This is a genomic window from Bacillus sp. SH5-2 (assembly GCF_008368905.1).
Taxonomy (GTDB): Bacteria; Bacillota; Bacilli; order Bacillales; family Bacillaceae_G; genus Bacillus_A; species Bacillus_A luti.
On sequence record NZ_QOSD01000001.1, the window covers coordinates 118,431 to 135,295 of the forward strand.

Genomic DNA, 16,865 nt, shown 5'->3' on the forward strand with positions numbered 1-16,865 from the left:
TTCCAAAAGAGGAACTTCTTTTACTTAATTTCGATATCCGCAGAATGAATATGATGTACTTTTCCTTCATGATCCTCCAGAAGCAATACACCATCCTCTGTAATCCCTTTTGCTACCCCCGTAATCGTCTCTCTCATCGTTCGAGCGGTAATTTCTTTCCCGATGCTCACAGCGTAACTTTCCCAAAGAATTTTAATAACAGAGAAACCATTTTGTAAATACTCTTCATATAATTTTTCTAGTTGTAAAAAGATTTGTTGCATAAGCTCTGCACGAACAATTGGCTTACCAGATTCAATCGCTAAAGAAGTAGCAATATGCTGAATTTCTTCGTCAAAATGTTCCTGCTTTTGATTCGCATTAATACCAATACCCATAATGACAGCATTAATTTTATCAGGATCCGCTTGCATTTCTGTTAATATGCCTACAGCTTTTTTACCTTGGATTAAAATATCATTTGGCCATTTTATTCCTACAGCTACACCCGCACATTTTTCAATTGCTTGTGCAACACTAACAGCCGCTAATAAAGTAAGCTGCGGTGCATGATGAACCGGGATCGATGGACGCAAAATAATACTCATCCAAATTCCCGTTCCTTTTGGTGAATGCCATCTTCTGCTTAAACGACCTCTTCCTGCTGTTTGCTCTTCTGCCACAACAATCGTTCCTTCTTCTGCACCTTCATAAGCAAGTTTTGCCGCAATATGCTGCGTAGATTCAACAGTTTCTTCAAAATACACTGTTCTACCAATTCGCTTCGTTTGTAGCCCTAACTGAATTTCATTAGCGGTCACTTTGTCAGGCTTACTCGCAATGCGATAACCTAATCGACGCACAGCTTCAAGTTCATACCCCTCATTTCGAAGGTCCTCCATATGTTTCCATACAGCGGTTCTCGAACAACCAAGTTTATCACTAATCGTTTGGCCAGATACAAACTCTCCATCCGCTTCCGAAAAAACTTGCAATAACTGCTTTCTTATAGTAGATTGCATTCTTGCAGCCACTCCCTTATACACTCTTTCTCATTAACTACGTTTCCTTGTACGATTGCTTCTTCAATTTTTTGAATCATTTCTGCAACCCATGGACCGGGCTTTTTACTTGCCCAGTTTAACAAATCATTCCCAGTCACATTCATCTCTTGTCGACTCTTGATTGGCAATGCTTGAAACAACGTTTGTACCCGGTTAACAGATGTATTATCATAGCTTTCAATCATCGCTTCATATACTCTTTCTGCCATTTCAGCTATATGAATTCCCGTTTTATAAAGAAGAACTGTATCCCAATCCTTCTCCTTTCTCTTACGGATTGTTAATAAAACTGCGACGATATCTTTTATTTTTTTATTCGAAAACTTCCATTGACGTAAAAAGACAGATGGATGTTCTTCCCCAATACAATATAAGAAAAACGCCCATGCCTCAATGTCTGTTTCAAAAGAATCCCAGTTATACTGCGTAGCTTTTAATAATCTCTCTTCTGACATTTGTAAATATGGTAAATGAGAAAATAGCTTCGTCTCTACTAACTCTTGGAGACCCTTCACACAATATGTGCCAGTTAACAGTTTTTCAAACTCCACTGTAATTCTCTCAATTGCTATATGTTCCAGCAAATGTCCATACGTTTCAATTGCTTGTTTCGTTTTTGTTTCTAAAGCAAATCCTAACGTACTTACGAATCGAATACCGCGCATCATTCGTAAGGCATCTTCTTGAAAACGATCTGCCGCATTTCCAACTGTTACAATTTCTCTTTTTTGAATCGCTTCCTGCCCAGCAAATAAATCAACCATTTCGCCTTCTTCTGTCATGGCAATCGCATTCATTGTAAAATCACGACGCTTTAAATCCTCTTCTAATGAACGAACAAATTGAACACTACTAGGTCTTCGAAAATCTTCATATTCGCTTTCTGTTCGAAAAGTGGTTACCTCATAAGGTTCACCATTTTCTACAACAATTACAGTTCCATGCTCAAGACCAACAGGAACATGCCTTGGAAATATTCCCATCACTTCTTCTGGTAAAGCAGATGTCGCAATATCAATATCTCCAATCGGTCTGTCGATAATAAGATCTCGTACGCTCCCGCCAACAAAGTAAGCCTCATGCCCTTGTTGCTTTAATGTCTCAATAATAGAACTAGCTTTTTTAAATCTTTCCATTTTTGTCATCCCTTAGTACGTCATAGTAAATCGTTTCATATTGTGAGACGATTTTTTCTGAGCGAAACTGCTCGTAAACACTTTCTCTCGCTCGTTCTCCCATATTACGGTGAAGTTCCTCATCCTTTAATAGCTGAATAGCTTGATTTGCCACTCCTGTTATATCGCCAACTTCACATAAATACCCTGTTTCACCATGTTGAATGACCTCTGGAATACCTCCAACCCTTGTTCCGATACAAGGTACACCACACGCCATCGCTTCTAATAAAACAAGGCCAAAACTTTCCTTCTCTGATAGAAGCAACATTAAGTCACTCATCGCAAGTAACTCTGCAACATTATCCTGTTTTCCTAGGAATAAAACGCGATCTTCAATATGTAAATTCTTCACTAACTGTAAGATCGTACAAAATTCTGGTCCGTCCCCAACAAGAAGCAACTTTGCATCTACTTCTTTAGCCACTTTAGCAAATGCCTGAACAACGTCCTGTACACGTTTCACTTTACGGAAATTTGAAATGTGAATCAGTATCTTTTCACTCTCACTTATACCGTATTCTTTCTTTAATTGAGACATATCACGCTTGAAATATACGCGTTCATCTATAAAGTTATATACCGTTTGAATGTCTTTATTTGGTTTTACAAGCTCATGCGTTTCATCAATTAATGAATGTGAGACAGCGGTAACAACATCCGACTGCTCAATACCAAACCGAATTAAATTATTTAACGAAGGGTCGGAACCTAACACAGTAATATCTGTTCCATGCAAGGTTGTAACAATTTTAATGCGCTCTCCAATCATTTGTTTTGCTAAATACGCACAAATCGCATGTGGTATTGCGTAATGCACATGTAAAATATCTAAGTTTTCTCTTTGGGCAACCTCTGCCATTTTACTCGCTAACGCTAAATCATATGGTGGATATTGAAATACAGAGTATTGATTTACCGTCACTTCATGAAAATAAATGTTTGGATACACTTTATTTAACCGGAATGGTAAACCCGATGTAATAAAATGAATTTCATGCCCGCGCTCCGCCAATTGCTTTCCTAATTCTGTTCCAACAACTCCAGAACCACCTACAGAAGGATAACATGTAATACCTATTTTCAATTTCATTTACATCCCCCTATTAAATCAGCATGTAATAAAACCGGTTTCTTACTCATAAATCCTTCGGCGTACAAGACTCCCACTTCTTTTCCAAACATCTTCTCACGAGCGACCACAGTTTCAACGTAACCTTCTGTTAACGGCGTCTTAACACCATCACTCCCTGTTGAAAACTGACTTTCATACGCTTCTAATGCTTCCACTTTTTGCGATAGGTACTCACTAATATCTATACAAAAATTCGGTTTATGAAAACCATTAATCATATAATTATAAAATGACTCTACACGATGCGGTGGAAGTTCTGGCATATATTTTCGGATTCCTGCCGAAAATATAGCTTCTTCCACAAGCTTTGCACAATTTGCATGATCTGGATGACGATCTTCATAATACGGTGCAAAAACTAGTTTTGGCTTATATGTACGGATCACCTTTACAATTTCACGTATATATTCTTCTTTCATATACAAACCACGGTCTGGCATCGCTAAATTCAGTCTCGTCTTTACTCCCATTATACGAGCAGCGGCCTTTGCTTCTTCTTTTCTCAACTCTACCGTTCCATTTGAAGAAAGATCAGCTTCTGTTAAATCACAAATACCTACTTCATACCCTTGCTTTGTATATTTAGCAATGGTACCAGCCATGCCTATTTCAACATCATCGGCATGAGCACCAAACGCTAATATATGTAATCCACTCATAATTGTTCCCCTCATTTTCTAAACTTGCGGTAATCTAAATCTCCTCGCTCTAATGCGTGCATTAGCATTTCAGCACTTGCCATATTCGTTGCAAGTGGAATCGCATATACATCGCATAAACGAAGCAACGCATTCACATCAGGTTCATGCGGCTGTGCTGTTAATGGATCACGGAAGAAAATCACCATATCCATATCATTTTTTGCAATCATCGCACCAATTTCTTGGTCACCACCAAGTGGACCCGATTGATATCTTGTTACAACTAAGCCAGTCGCTTCCATAATACGAAGTCCTGTCGTTCCTGTTGCAAATAATTCATGTTGTTCAAAAATTGGTTTATATGCGTATGCGAACGAAACCATATCATTTTTCTTTTTGTCATGTGCGATTAAGGCAATTTTCATCCGTTGTCTCCCCTTTAGTCGATAATATTTTCTAAACCGTACACAAGATGATCCAGGTTCATTACTGTCTCAATTGATAGTTTGACACCTGACATAAATGATGCACGATTAAATGAATCATGACGAACTGTTAACATTTGCCCATCCCCACCGAACATTACTTCTTGGTGTGCAATAAGTCCTGGTAAACGCACACTATGAATGTGAATACCGTCTACATTTGCACCACGTGCTCCTGCTAATTGTTCCGTTTCATTAGGATGTCCTTGTTCTTTTGGCACACGATTTTGACGGATTAACTCTACCGTTTTTACAGCTGTACCCGATGGTGCATCTAATTTTTGATCGTGATGCAATTCAATTACTTCAACATCTTGGAAGTACTTCGCTGCCATTTGTGAGAATTTCATCATAAGAACTGCACCAATTGCAAAGTTTGGAGCGATAATTGTTCCTACTTCTTTTTCTTTTGCATTTTCTGTTAATTGCTTTAGTTCTTCTTCAGTAAATCCAGTTGTACCAATAACAGATCGAAGTCCACGTTCAACTGCAAGTGTCACATGTTTCTTTCCAACTTCTGGTGTTGTTAAATCTAATAATACATCTGCTTCTACCTCATCTAAACAAGTATGTAAATCTGCGTAAACTGGTGTATCTAACTTCGGCATACCAGGTAAATCAGAAATCTTCTCTCCGCCATGCTTATAGTCCACTGCTGCTACTAAATTGAAATGTTCTGTTCTTTCCATAAGAAGGACTGCTTCATGTCCCATACGTCCTCTTGGTCCAGCGATAATTACTTTAATTTCTTTCATTATTCTTTCTCTCCCTCATCAATACGTGTCCAACGATCTTTATCACGTGTATTAAATTTCTCCATTACAATGTTATGCGCTGTTTCTAAATCAATATTTAAACTATTTGCCATACAAATCATAACAAACAATACATCTCCAAGCTCTTCTTCAATACTTCGTTCTTTTTCAGTTGTTTTCTTCGGTTTCTCACCATAATAATGGTTTACTTCCCTCGCAAGTTCTCCCATTTCTTCTGTTAAACGAGCCATCATTGCAAGCGGGCTGAAGTAACCTTCTTTAAACTGACCAATATATGCATCTACTTCTTTCTGCATATCCTTCATCGTTTTTGCTTCCATACAATTCACCTCTAATCCTTCCTCTTTCATGTTAGCCAATTCATCGCGATTTGACAAATATTATTCCCTGTCAAACACCTATTTGCGACCCTTTTTTGGATAGACTATAATAAAGTGAAACTTTCTTTTGCGGTTTTTGCAAAAGATTAGTTGAACCAATCGGGTTCCTACGGCTGGTTCGCCTTTCTTCAGAGCTTTATCTCCTACCAGCCGTTGGAACGGGGTAAAGTGAAACTTTCTTTTGCGGTTTTTGCAAAAGATCAGCCCGCACCAATCGGGTTCCTACGGAATTTCACTATTTTCACCAACAACTAGAAATAACTTTTTATTATGTTTTATCGTTTCAGCGGAGCACTGCCAATCATTACATAATTAGGGGGATTTCTATATGAAAGCAAACTTGAAGATTCGAAATATCATTTTCATTTTAATCGGTTCCGCTATTTTCTCTTTCGGTATTGTGAATATCAATATTGAAAACCACCTTGCAGAGGGTGGATTTACTGGTATTACGCTATTATTATATTTTCTATTTTCTCTTGACCCTTCCTATACAAACTTAATTTTAAATATTCCTATATTTTTTATCGGTTGGAAGTTACTCGGTCGAACGACATTTTTGTACACATTAATAGGTACCTTTAGCGTATCTTTATTCCTATGGATTTTTCAGCGTTACGAAGTACTCAACTTACATTTAAACTTGCAAAATGATATGACACTGGCTGCTTTATTCGCTGGGGCATTTATCGGTATCGGACTTGGAATTATATTTAAGTACGGCGGTACTACTGGCGGTGTTGATATTATCGCAAGACTAGCTCACAAATATTTTGGATGGAGTATGGGAAAAACGATGTTTATGTTTGATGCCGTCGTTATTGTCGTCTCTATTCTTACCTATTTATCATATCGCGAAGGCATGTATACGTTAGTTGCTGTTTTTATCGGAGCAAAAGTCATTGACTTTATGCAAGAAGGTGCTTATGCAGCTAAAGGAGCGACTATTATCTCGGATAAAAACGATGAAATTGCTGCAAAAATTTTATCCGAAATGGAGCGCGGTGCAACCTTTTTAAAAGCTGTTGGATCCTATACAAAAATAGAACGTAACGTATTGTATTGCGTCGTTGCAAAAAATGAAATCGTGAAATTAAAAAATATCATTACTTCTGTAGACCCTCACGCCTTTGTCGCTGTAAGCGATGTACATGATGTAGTTGGCGAAGGATTTACATTAGATGAAAATAAAAAACCGTTACATAATTAATATAACTAGAAAAGCTGCTTAGCTTTTCTAGTTTTTTATTGATATATGTTGCTTCAGCTTCTCTAAATCCTCATAAATCAACTCCAATAAACTCCGGTTATAAAAAATTGAAGCTGGATGAAAGGTCGGAAAAATATGATATTCTTTCTCTGACCATGTAAACTCTGCACTTTGCATATCCTTTAATTTTTGAATGGGCTGTTTTAGTAATTGTCCATGTACATTTGTTATTTTTTTATTTTTTCCTGTTAAACGTTGAAGGCCGATATTTCCAAGTGTGACGATAAGCTTCGGGTTTATTTGCTCTAATTCATAATCTAACAACGGTGCATGCGCAATTATTTCCCCTTGATTTGGCGTTCTATTATACTTTTTCTGTATGATTTCACCATTGCGTTCTTTTTTCTCTCGCCATTTATAAGGTCTACTCCGAACAGCGCTCGTAATATATACTTCTTCCCTTGTAACTTGAATCCGTTCTAAAAAACCCATCAATTGTTTTCCCGCCCTCCCGCTAAACGGTATCCCATTATGAATTTCTGTTTCACCAGGCGCTTCTCCTAACAACATAAATTTTGGATTTTCAGGACCTTGTCCACTTAAAAAACCTTCTAATTGATAAGAATTACTACGCTCTTTCACTTGTTTTACTAGATCGTCTGGATATTGCACCATCTCCACCTGCCTTTCTCATACGCTGTTTATATGTATTTTGACTTTCTTACAATGTTTCTTTCATTTTATCCTATCCATTTATTACAAATAATAAAAAAAGACTATCATAATTGATAGTCTTTAGTCGTCGCTACGCTGCATACCAGTATACATTAATACGAGACGTAATAATTCAAATACCGCTACAGCTGCAGCTGCTACATATGTTAATGCTGCCGCATTTAATACTTTGCGAGCTTGGCCATATTCATCTGTTGATACGATACCTAGCGCTTCGATTTGTTGCATTGCACGTTTTGATGCATCAAACTCAACTGGTAATGTAACGAGTTGGAACACAACACCTGCTGCCATTAAAATAATTCCTAATAACAATAGTTTTGACATTGTCGCAAATATACCAATCATAATAAATACCCATGATATATTCGAGCCAAAATTGGCTACAGGAACTAATGAATGACGAATACGCATAAAGTTATAATCTTGTGCATCTTGAATCGCGTGTCCTACTTCATGTGCTGCAACTGCTGTACCAGCAACTGAATGACCGTAATAGTTATCTGTTGATAATCGAACCGTTTTGGCAGTTGGATCATAATGGTCTGATAAATGACCTGGTGTTTCTTCCACAGCTACGTTGTATAATCCATTTTCATCTAAAATTTTTCGAGCCACTTCCGCTCCTGTCATACCTGATGTTGAATAAACTTGTGAATACTTGCTATAGGCACTACGTACTCTTGACTGTGCATACAACGGTATGATCATTATGATCGCGAAGTAAATTAAATAAAACATCATGAACCTCCATTGAAGTTTTAATTATAGTACTTCTCATTCTATTTTCTTCTGCCATTATTGTCAATGAATAAACCTTACAATCCGTATCTTTATTTATCCATATTATCTATTTTTAGAATGCATATTACTTTTTCGTTTCTCTCTCTCTCCTTTATACTTTCTCCATCCAACATAAGTTAATGTGAATAAAATAAGCCCTCCAGTAATTGTCATAAACCAAATGAGAGAAGAGGAAATTTCATCCTTTTTTACTGTGTGAAATATCTTTTGCAAATCCCCTTTAATAATTCCTAATTGCATTTGACCGCCTTTCGTTTTTAACATAACGTTACGAAATTCGTCCAAATAAGATAAATGAACATTTACACGTTGCACCTCGTTTTCCGGCAGGGCAATCATTAGACTTGGGTAAATAATATTAAATTCCTTTAAAAATGTATTCAAAGTTTGTTGAAACTGCCCAGCATCTTCTTTTTTCATCGCTTTTTCCATTTGAGAAAAGGCATCCATTACTTTCCCTTCCCTTTCCATCCAAAGTGGTTGATATTTCGATACTTGCGCATCAACAGCAAGTTGCAGGGCTAACACATTATCAATTTTTACTTGCTTACTTAAACCCTCTTCCGAGAGAGATTGTTTCGCCTTGTCATAAGCTAAAGAAATAACTCTAAATTGATCTGGTGTTACCTCTTGCTTTTTTTCATTTCCCTTTATTACAAACTGCTCCGAGAAATTTTGTAATACTTGTACTGCTTTTGCATCTTCATTACGCTTCACCAACTGCAATGAGTCGTCTAACAACCCTGTTAGTTCATTCCACTCTTCAGCATATATACGTAACGGAAACATTATAATTAGAAATGCGATCAATCCAATTAATGTTCTCTTCATCCCGGTCCCCCCTATAACTACTAGTACAAAATATGTTGAATTGGACAAGAATAGAACAGAACTGGGCTGAAAAATATATTATCGTTTTCAAAACAAAAAAATTCTCTTTAAACAGAGAATTTTTTCTTTGAACCCCTTTTCTTTTTTACGAAATACCTATATAAACTGAAACAAAGTATACTACCGCTTAAAATGAATAATAAAATAGCACATGCAGCATGCATAAAGAACTCTTCCGGTAGCATTAATATAATTGGATCCGTTTCAATATCAAACATCCAATAATCATTACTGAATAAAAGCTTATGGAATAATACAAAACTCTTTTCAAAATTAATAGCAATTGGTAACATCAGTGCTATCGGAAATATAATCGTTAAAATCGATCCGTGCAGTAAAAACTTTTCGTTTTTTCTTTTTAATAAATAAACGCCGCCTATCACTGCTATCATAATTGTCGCATACATCACATATTGAATCTTTACTAAAATATTTTTAACATCAACAAAATGTATACGCCCATTTGTAGACATATCTAATGTTGGTAATTGTAATGCCCCATCATAAAACGGAGATAAATATGTAATAAGCACATCATAATTTCTCTTAATTTCATCCTTCGTCATATCCGCTAAATCTGGAATATTTAAAAAATCAATTTCAAAATAATACAGCCATTTTCCATATACAACCGCCATTGTTGCAAGTGCAAAAATAGAAAATGCTATGCTATATGAAACAGCTATCGTAATTAATCGATCCAATATTTTTGTACCACTCTTATTTTTCTTCATTTTCTCCCCCTAAATGTTCTCACTACCATAAAGAAAACTGTTTTCGACGCTCACGTAGGCAATAATAATATGTGATGCACAACACAGCAATACTTAACCAAAATGTAAAATAACCAATTTTCTCTACAAACAAATGCATAATGCCATATCTCGGCATTTGCCAAAATAAATAATCAATTGCGTCATTATGTAATGTCCATATACCCGCCACTACAAAATGCCATTTTTTTATACGGTAAAACGGCGCATATAACACTCCCTGCACTGCCATTGCAAAATGCGATAGCATTAACATATATCCCATAAGACCAATAGGACCTTTTACATAAATCATAATCCCATTTACAACAACAGCCCATATACCATATTTTATTAAAGTAACAATTGCTAGCGCCTCTATTAATCCCCAGTTTCTCTTTATTAAGAAACCAATTAAAACAAAGACAAAAAAGAGACTCGCCATAGGACTATCTGGTACAAACGGCCAAAATATAGGTGAAGTTTCTTTTAATTGATTTCCATACCATATAAATCCGTAAATTGTACCTAATATATTAACAACCAACAAAAATAATAATACCGAGCGTTGCCTTAACATTGCATACAAGTAAACCAAGCTGTACATCCAACACCTTTCATTCTTTCATCAAACTCTACTCTATTATATAGTAAACTTTCTATCATCAAAATAAAAAGCTGACTACAAATTTTGTAGTCAGCTTTTTATTATTTTTTATTATACTTTGCAACGAATTCCGAAAGCTTTTTCAGTTCCTCATCTGTACCTTTAAATACCCCTTTAGGCATTGAACCTTTTCCTTCTTTCGCAATTTTAGCGATTTCTTCTGGTTTTAAAGTTAAGTTTTGTAAAGCAGGTGCTGCCGCCCCGCCCTGTAAATTGTCACCATGACATGTTAAACAAGTATTTTTTTGCATTAACTTGTATCCATCATCATTTTTATCAACTGGTGCCGTTTTTACAATTGCTCCTTGTTTTTTTGCAGCTTCCCAGTCGTGGTGTGCTACAGATTCCCAAGTTAAAAAGATAATCGATGCAATTGCTAAAAGCATAAACCCAGTTGCCACAGGTCGCTTCAATGGGCGTCTTTCTGGGCCTCGATCAAGAAATGGGGCTAACAATAATGCTCCAAACGCAATCCCTGGCATAATAAATGCTCCAATTACAGTAAATGAACCAGAAGCATAAGAATACTTTAATAACTGATACAAGAATAAGAAATACCAATCTGGAAGTGGTATATATCCTGCATCTGTTGGATCCGCCATTCTCTCAAGCGGTGATGGATGCGCCACTGTTAAACATAAATAACCGATTAAAAAAACTGCACCAACCATCCATTCTTTTAACAAAAAGTTCGGCCAAAATGCTTCTGTTTTTCCTGGGTATTCAGAATAGTCTTTTGGAATATTTGGTTTCCGAGCTACTGGTACCCGAGAATCTCCTACAAACTTCATCCCTTTGCCGCGATGCATAATCTCCCTCCTTTAGTTCTTTCCCCTTTAATTTAGCAATCTCTTATAGCGGACCGGAAATACCTTGTTTGCGAATCATGATGAAGTGGAAGGCCATTAAACCTAGAAGTGCTGCTGGTAAGAAGAAAACGTGAATAGCAAAGAAGCGAGTTAATGTTTGAGCGCCAACAATTTCGGAATGACCAGCGAGTAATGTTTTTATATAAGGACCAATGAGCGGCGTTTGCTCTGCAATTTGAATCCCTACTTTCGTAGCAAATAACGCTTTCATATCCCATGGTAATAAATATCCGGTAAAACCAAGACCTAACATAACAAAGAAAATAAGAACACCAACAATCCAGTTTAACTCACGAGGCTTTTTATACGCACCTTGGAAGAAAACTCTGAGTGTATGTAAAAACATCATTACAATTACGAGACTAGCACCCCAGTGGTGCATACCACGAACAATTTGTCCGTATGCAACTTCATTTTGCAAATAATACACCGATTCCCAAGCATTTTTAATATCAGGTACATAATACATTGTCAAAAACATTCCAGATAAAATTTGAATTACAGTAACGAAAAAGGTAAGTCCTCCAAAACAATACACGAATGCAGAAAAGTGATGTGCTGGGTTTACATGTTCAGGCACTTCATGATCAGCGATATCGCGCCATATTGGTGTAATATCTAACCGTTCATCTACCCAATCATAAATTTTATTTAGCATCTACTTTGCACCCCCTTTTGGCTTCGCTTTTCCTAAATAAAGCGTTCCATCTTTCACTTTAGATTCGTATACATCGAGTGGAGCAAGGGGCGGCGTGCCTTTAATGTTCATTCCATCTTTTGTATAACGGCCCCCGTGACATGGGCAAAAGAATTGATTCGGATGTGCTTTGTCCGAATTCCAGTTAACTGTACATCCTAAATGTTTACATACTGGAGAGAATGCAACAATGTCTCCGCTTTCATCTTTATGAACCCAAGCTGATTTTGGCTCTTCAGACTTGTACCAACCATCAACCTGCTTCACCTTAAAGTCGAAACGTTTTGGTTCTGTTGTAATATCCTTTACTTGTGCAACAGCAACCATATCTGTTCCTGCTTCTTTTCTTAACACCGGATCAAGCGCAAATCGCGTCATCGGCATTAGAATACCTGCTGCCATAAAGCCTCCTACCCCTGTAAGTGTGTAATTTAAAAATTGTCTTCTTGACACACGATGTTCTTTCTCGCTCACGAAAATTTCCCCCCTCTATCAGAAATTGTCCCCTCGTGATAAATTATATAAAAAATAAAAACTAGGACACTATCATGATATAATACGCTCATGCACAGGTCAATATCATACTACTCATAATAATAAGAACTTTCTGTTTATTATTATTTTCCCCATTTTTCTTCTAACATCACCATTATATTTTTTATATGTGCATGAATCAGCTCTCTTTTTGCTTGATCACTAAATTGTTCTAGCGCTAATGACGGAAACCAAAATAAATCTCCCTGCATATCTTGCATATCTTCTTTCCATGAAAAATCACTTGTAACATACGCAATATGCTTAAAACCTTGCCTTTGTAAATGATCTGTCCATTCTTGCAAACGACCTTTTTCCTTCTTTTGACTTTCTACTAAATACGTAAATGCTGGTAGTAAAAGCACTCTTCCTTTATATTCTCTTTCTAACTCCATACTCAACAATTCAATAAATTCACCTTGTTCTACAACCATTTTCATTTCTTTTGCTGCCGAAACTGATAACAGTGGTATAACTCCTGTATCTACATACTCCCTTGCTTGCTCAAACTGTTCCACATCTTTTACAATCCATTTCAAGTCTCTTCCCTCCTCCACTCAGAAATAACAGAACTTTCACTTTATATATATTAAACCATACTAAAAGAGGTAAAAAAAGAAAAACTACCTATATTAGGTAGTTTTTCTTGAAAAAATTCTGAAACTTTTAAAAATTTAATAATCCAAATGAATTCTATAAAGTTTTTAACTCTGCTGTTAACCGATGAAACGTTTCCTTATCTTGCTTATCCAACGCTTCATCAATTTGTTTCAAAAGACGTTCTCTTCTAAATGAAAATACACTCTCTTCTAAAAACCTCTCTGCCAGCAAACGGTCTTTTTCATTTACCTCAATATGCTTTGGTAAATATGGGTTTTCTTCTAATACAGCTACATAGTTTGCATTTTGAAACGATGATTTAAAGTTGAGTTGAATATAAATATCTTCATCTCGATTTAAACGAATATCATGAAACGATTTTTCAGCATCTGTTGTCATAACATTTTGTTTAAAAAAGTGAAACGGTGTGTCTTTCACACAATTCGCTGACATCACTAAGCCACGCGGACAATATTTTGCATGCTCTACGAAGTGGACTTTATGCATTAATTGGTCGTGACTCATTAAATAATTCAAAATCCATACACATTCACGCTGTTTCAGTTGGTAATTATTCAAAAACCATTTTACAAAATCCTTCTTCTCGTTTACAGAAACAGGGGTATTCATAGCAATTAAGTCCCTCCTCTGTCTTTCTCTTTTCTTTTTAGATTCAAGAAGCGGCATTCAGTTTCCTTCCAACTTATGAAAAATCCTCTAAATTATATAACAAATCTTCAATATGAATTTGTGTCGGGTCTAGTTGTATTAACTGGGTAAATACTTCTTTCGCCTCTTTTCGCATTCCTTCTTCCAATAAGAAATAACCGTACTCTTCCAAGAAGTCTGGATGATTCTTAAAAGAAGTATATGCACTTTCATAGTGTTTTAATGCATCCGAATACATTTCTAATTGTTTTTTTGCAAACGCCAGGTCCCAAAGTAGTTGTGTATCTGGCTCTCCGCTATCAATAGCACGCTCTACAACTGCAATTAACTCTTCATACTTTTCCTGTTCTTTTAAGATATACGCATATTTCAATGTTGCACCTAAATGACCAGGATCTAACTCAAGCGCTTTTTGAAGTACTTCTTCTGCTTCTACTAATTTTCCTAATTTAGCTGCAATGTTCGCTAATTCTACATAAAATGGAACTGAAAGCTCATCTACTTTAATTCCTTCATGAAGCGTTTCATAGCTTTCTTGAAGCATTCCTTCTTTTTCATAGCTTTTCGCTAAATACATGTACAGTGATGCGTACTCAGGGTCTAATTCTTTTAGTTCTTGCCAAGCACCAATTGCTCTCTGATATTCTTCACCTTGGTATAATGTGAAGGCATATCCAAATAATGAGTGAATATCTTTTTGTTCCTCTAGGCCTGCTTCATAATAAGAAATCGCTTCTTCCCAGTTTCCGATCGCGCTTAACGTTTCTGCGAGACGAAGTGCGATCACAACACCACCCATTACTTTATGTTCCGCTAATAGCGATTCATAATAAGTAATTGCCTTTTGTTCTTCACCTTTACTACTATATAATTCTGCTAATCCAAACGTAATAACAGGTTCATCAGGCATCATTTCTTTCGCCTTTAATAGTTTTTGCTCTGCTACATCATCAAAACCTTGCATTTGGAATAAATCTGCAACAAGTAATAACGATTGAACATATAAATCGTCATTTTCTGGAATATCATGAAGCACTTCAATCGCTTCATCTTCTTTATCTAGATCAATATATAATTCTGCTAAAAATACCGTAAATTCACTTTCTTCTGGATACAGTAGGCGTAAGTCCTCAGTAATAGCTAACGCTTCATCCATAAATCCAAGTGTATGATAATAACGAGCGATATCATACTTCTCTTCATCATTTGCAATTTGTAATTGTTCTTTTAATAATTGTAATCCTTTTTCCGCTTCACCATTTTCAATATATGAAACAGCTTGTTCAAACTTTTGCATAAACGTCTCCTTTAATTCTAAAAAATATTCTCTTCTGTTCATTTATCATAAGCAACTCACTGTTAGAACGCAACCTTTAGAATGAGCATGCTTCTTCTTATACTTCTTCTTACAGAGTAGCTAATTGTTCAAAAGGTTCGGATATGACACCGATACCTTATCATCATCTTCTATTGTACTGCTTTCTTTTATGACCGTGCAAATAACTTCTCTCACTAATTATCGAGCCATACAAACCGTGGTTTACAGAACAACTTAATTACCAGTCTTCAACCTTTATTTTTAATGCGATAAAAAAGGCTCCTATAATAGGAGCCTTCACAATCTCTTAAGAATATGTTTCTTCTTTCTGTACTTGCTCATTTACAAGCTCTTTCAGCAACTCTATAATTTCATCATTTTCTTCCTTCAAACCGACAGTAATACGAATACCATCATGTATGCCAAATGCAGCACCTGAACGAACAATATATCCTTTTTTCATTAATCGTTCGAAAGCTTCATTACCAGGAATACCAAGTTTTAAGAAAATGAAATTTGTTTGAGATGGATAATAGAATACGTTATATTCTTTACAAAATGCATAGTATTGATTTAAACCTTCAGCGTTTTTCTGCACACATTCTTCTAGAAACTTTTGATCTTCTAATGCAGCTATTGCTACAGATTGCGCTACAGTCGATGTATTAAATGGTAACCTTGCTACTTCTAGCTGTCCAATTAACTTCGCATTACCAACCGCGTACCCGATACGAAAAGCAGCTAAACCATACGCCTTTGAAAACGTGCGTAAAATCATAAGATTTTCATACTTTTCAAGAAGTGGTAATGTTTGCGGATAGTCTTCCGCTCCCGCATACTCATAATATGCTTCATCCATAATAACGAGTGCTGACTTAGGAACTGATTCTAAGAATGAAAGCAACTTTTGTTTTTCTACGTATGTACCTGTCGGGTTATTCGGATTACAAATCCATACAATTTTCGTTTTGTCATCTACTTGCTGTAACATTGCATCTAAATCATGAATGCCCTCTTTTAGTGGTACTTCACGAACTTCTGCTCCTTCAATAACAGCATGGTGATGGTATTGTGAGAACGTAGGATTCGCCATTACAACATTTGTGCCTTCATGTAGTAATGCACGGCTAATCATTTGAATGACTTCATCTAATCCACTACCAAATAATAGTTGTTCCGCTTTTACACCTACATGCTCTGCTACTTTCGTTCGCAGGTCAAAGGCATATCCATCCGGATAAAGAGCGTATTGGCCCGCTAAAGAAGTTAACGCTTCTGTCACACGTGTTGAGCAACCAAATGGATTTTCGTTCGATGCTAATTTCACAATTTTTGATAATCCATATTCCCTTTTTACTTCTTCAATATTTTTCCCAGGTACATATGCTCTTAAAGTTAACAATTGCTCTTTCACTCTCATTTTTCTTCCCCCAGTCATTTGATTCAATTCAATTACAATACGGTTATAGTTCCTTACTGCAATC

The 16,865-nt window shown here is 36.2% G+C and carries 20 protein-coding genes; 1 reads left to right on the forward strand and 19 read right to left on the reverse strand.

Annotation, left to right across the window (positions count from 1 at the left end; genetic code table 11):
* Positions 1 to 20: 20 nt before the first annotated feature.
* Genes DN410_RS00615 through DN410_RS00645 form a run of 7 tightly spaced genes read right to left on the reverse strand, consistent with a single transcriptional unit; the run spans position 21 to position 5,575 of the window.
* Entirely contained in the window at positions 21 to 1,001 is a 981-nt protein-coding gene (locus DN410_RS00615; RefSeq protein ID WP_149174908.1) for a biotin--[acetyl-CoA-carboxylase] ligase, read from the reverse strand.
* Entirely contained in the window at positions 986 to 2,179 is a 1,194-nt protein-coding gene (locus DN410_RS00620; protein WP_149174909.1) for a CCA tRNA nucleotidyltransferase, read from the reverse strand. Before DN410_RS00620 ends, DN410_RS00615 begins: the two co-directional genes overlap by 16 nt.
* Positions 2,166 to 3,311 (reverse strand): N-acetyl-alpha-D-glucosaminyl L-malate synthase BshA, encoded by a 1,146-nt coding sequence (gene bshA / locus DN410_RS00625; protein WP_071709764.1) that lies wholly within the window; start codon positions 3,309 to 3,311, stop codon positions 2,166 to 2,168. Before bshA ends, DN410_RS00620 begins: the two co-directional genes overlap by 14 nt.
* Positions 3,308 to 4,012, reverse strand: coding sequence for a bacillithiol biosynthesis deacetylase BshB1 (gene bshB1 / locus DN410_RS00630; protein ID WP_149174910.1), 705 nt, complete (start codon positions 4,010 to 4,012; stop codon positions 3,308 to 3,310). Before bshB1 ends, bshA begins: the two co-directional genes overlap by 4 nt.
* An 11-nt stretch (positions 4,013 to 4,023) precedes the next feature.
* The gene (mgsA, locus tag DN410_RS00635) at positions 4,024 to 4,419 is read right to left on the reverse strand and encodes a methylglyoxal synthase (protein ID WP_000684766.1); all 396 of its coding nucleotides are present in this window, start codon (positions 4,417 to 4,419) and stop codon (positions 4,024 to 4,026) included.
* A gap of 14 nt (positions 4,420 to 4,433) precedes the next feature.
* Positions 4,434 to 5,234, reverse strand: coding sequence for a dihydrodipicolinate reductase (gene dapB / locus DN410_RS00640; protein WP_149174911.1), 801 nt, complete (start codon positions 5,232 to 5,234; stop codon positions 4,434 to 4,436).
* Entirely contained in the window at positions 5,234 to 5,575 is a 342-nt protein-coding gene (locus DN410_RS00645) for a nucleotide pyrophosphohydrolase (protein ID WP_050427491.1), read from the reverse strand. The genes dapB and DN410_RS00645 overlap by 1 nt, the downstream gene beginning before the upstream one ends.
* A gap of 388 nt (positions 5,576 to 5,963) precedes the next feature.
* Here DN410_RS00645 and DN410_RS00655 point away from each other — a divergent pair, with 388 nt between their 5' ends.
* Positions 5,964 to 6,845 (forward strand): YitT family protein, encoded by an 882-nt coding sequence (locus DN410_RS00655; RefSeq protein WP_149174912.1) that lies wholly within the window; start codon positions 5,964 to 5,966, stop codon positions 6,843 to 6,845.
* A 27-nt stretch (positions 6,846 to 6,872) separates the two neighbouring features.
* Here the strand turns inward: DN410_RS00655 and DN410_RS00660 are convergent, their stop codons facing one another.
* From DN410_RS00660 to hisC, 12 genes are all read right to left on the reverse strand, one after another.
* Entirely contained in the window at positions 6,873 to 7,517 is a 645-nt protein-coding gene (locus DN410_RS00660) for a uracil-DNA glycosylase (protein ID WP_149175050.1), read from the reverse strand.
* A 123-nt stretch (positions 7,518 to 7,640) separates the two neighbouring features.
* The gene (locus tag DN410_RS00665) at positions 7,641 to 8,324 is read right to left on the reverse strand and encodes a zinc metallopeptidase (RefSeq protein WP_011109966.1); all 684 of its coding nucleotides are present in this window, start codon (positions 8,322 to 8,324) and stop codon (positions 7,641 to 7,643) included.
* Between the two features lie 102 nt (positions 8,325 to 8,426).
* A complete protein-coding gene (gene ypjB / locus DN410_RS00670) occupies positions 8,427 to 9,215 on the reverse strand; it encodes a sporulation protein YpjB (RefSeq protein WP_149174913.1) in 789 nt (262 codons plus the stop codon).
* A 107-nt stretch (positions 9,216 to 9,322) separates the two neighbouring features.
* Positions 9,323 to 10,009, reverse strand: coding sequence for a lipoprotein intramolecular transacylase Lit (lit, locus tag DN410_RS00675; RefSeq protein ID WP_149174914.1), 687 nt, complete (start codon positions 10,007 to 10,009; stop codon positions 9,323 to 9,325).
* 22 nt (positions 10,010 to 10,031) lie between these two features.
* Positions 10,032 to 10,625, reverse strand: a complete 594-nt coding sequence (gene lhaT / locus DN410_RS00680) for a lipoprotein heptaprenylglyceryl N-acetyltransferase LhaT (RefSeq protein WP_149174915.1) — start codon at positions 10,623 to 10,625, stop codon at positions 10,032 to 10,034.
* Between the two features lie 110 nt (positions 10,626 to 10,735).
* Positions 10,736 to 11,503 carry a menaquinol-cytochrome c reductase cytochrome b/c subunit gene (gene qcrC, locus DN410_RS00685; protein WP_000554603.1) on the reverse strand — a complete coding sequence of 256 codons (768 nt, stop codon included), beginning with the start codon at positions 11,501 to 11,503 and terminating at the stop codon, positions 10,736 to 10,738.
* A gap of 43 nt (positions 11,504 to 11,546) precedes the next feature.
* Entirely contained in the window at positions 11,547 to 12,221 is a 675-nt protein-coding gene (qcrB, locus tag DN410_RS00690) for a menaquinol-cytochrome c reductase cytochrome b subunit (protein WP_000932700.1), read from the reverse strand.
* The gene (gene qcrA, locus DN410_RS00695; RefSeq protein ID WP_001290419.1) at positions 12,222 to 12,734 is read right to left on the reverse strand and encodes a menaquinol-cytochrome c reductase iron-sulfur subunit; all 513 of its coding nucleotides are present in this window, start codon (positions 12,732 to 12,734) and stop codon (positions 12,222 to 12,224) included. It lies immediately after the preceding gene.
* Positions 12,735 to 12,877: 143 nt separating this feature from the next.
* Positions 12,878 to 13,333 carry a YpiF family protein gene (locus DN410_RS00700; protein ID WP_149174916.1) on the reverse strand — a complete coding sequence of 152 codons (456 nt, stop codon included), beginning with the start codon at positions 13,331 to 13,333 and terminating at the stop codon, positions 12,878 to 12,880.
* A gap of 154 nt (positions 13,334 to 13,487) precedes the next feature.
* A complete protein-coding gene (locus tag DN410_RS00705) occupies positions 13,488 to 14,024 on the reverse strand; it encodes a ReoY family proteolytic degradation factor (RefSeq protein ID WP_001095928.1) in 537 nt (178 codons plus the stop codon).
* Between the two features lie 73 nt (positions 14,025 to 14,097).
* Positions 14,098 to 15,360, reverse strand: coding sequence for a tetratricopeptide repeat protein (locus DN410_RS00710; RefSeq protein WP_149174917.1), 1,263 nt, complete (start codon positions 15,358 to 15,360; stop codon positions 14,098 to 14,100).
* 328 nt (positions 15,361 to 15,688) lie between these two features.
* Complete coding sequence (gene hisC, locus DN410_RS00715; RefSeq protein ID WP_149174918.1) at positions 15,689 to 16,801, reverse strand: histidinol-phosphate transaminase; 1,113 nt, start codon at positions 16,799 to 16,801, stop codon at positions 15,689 to 15,691.
* Positions 16,802 to 16,865: the final 64 nt, after the last annotated feature.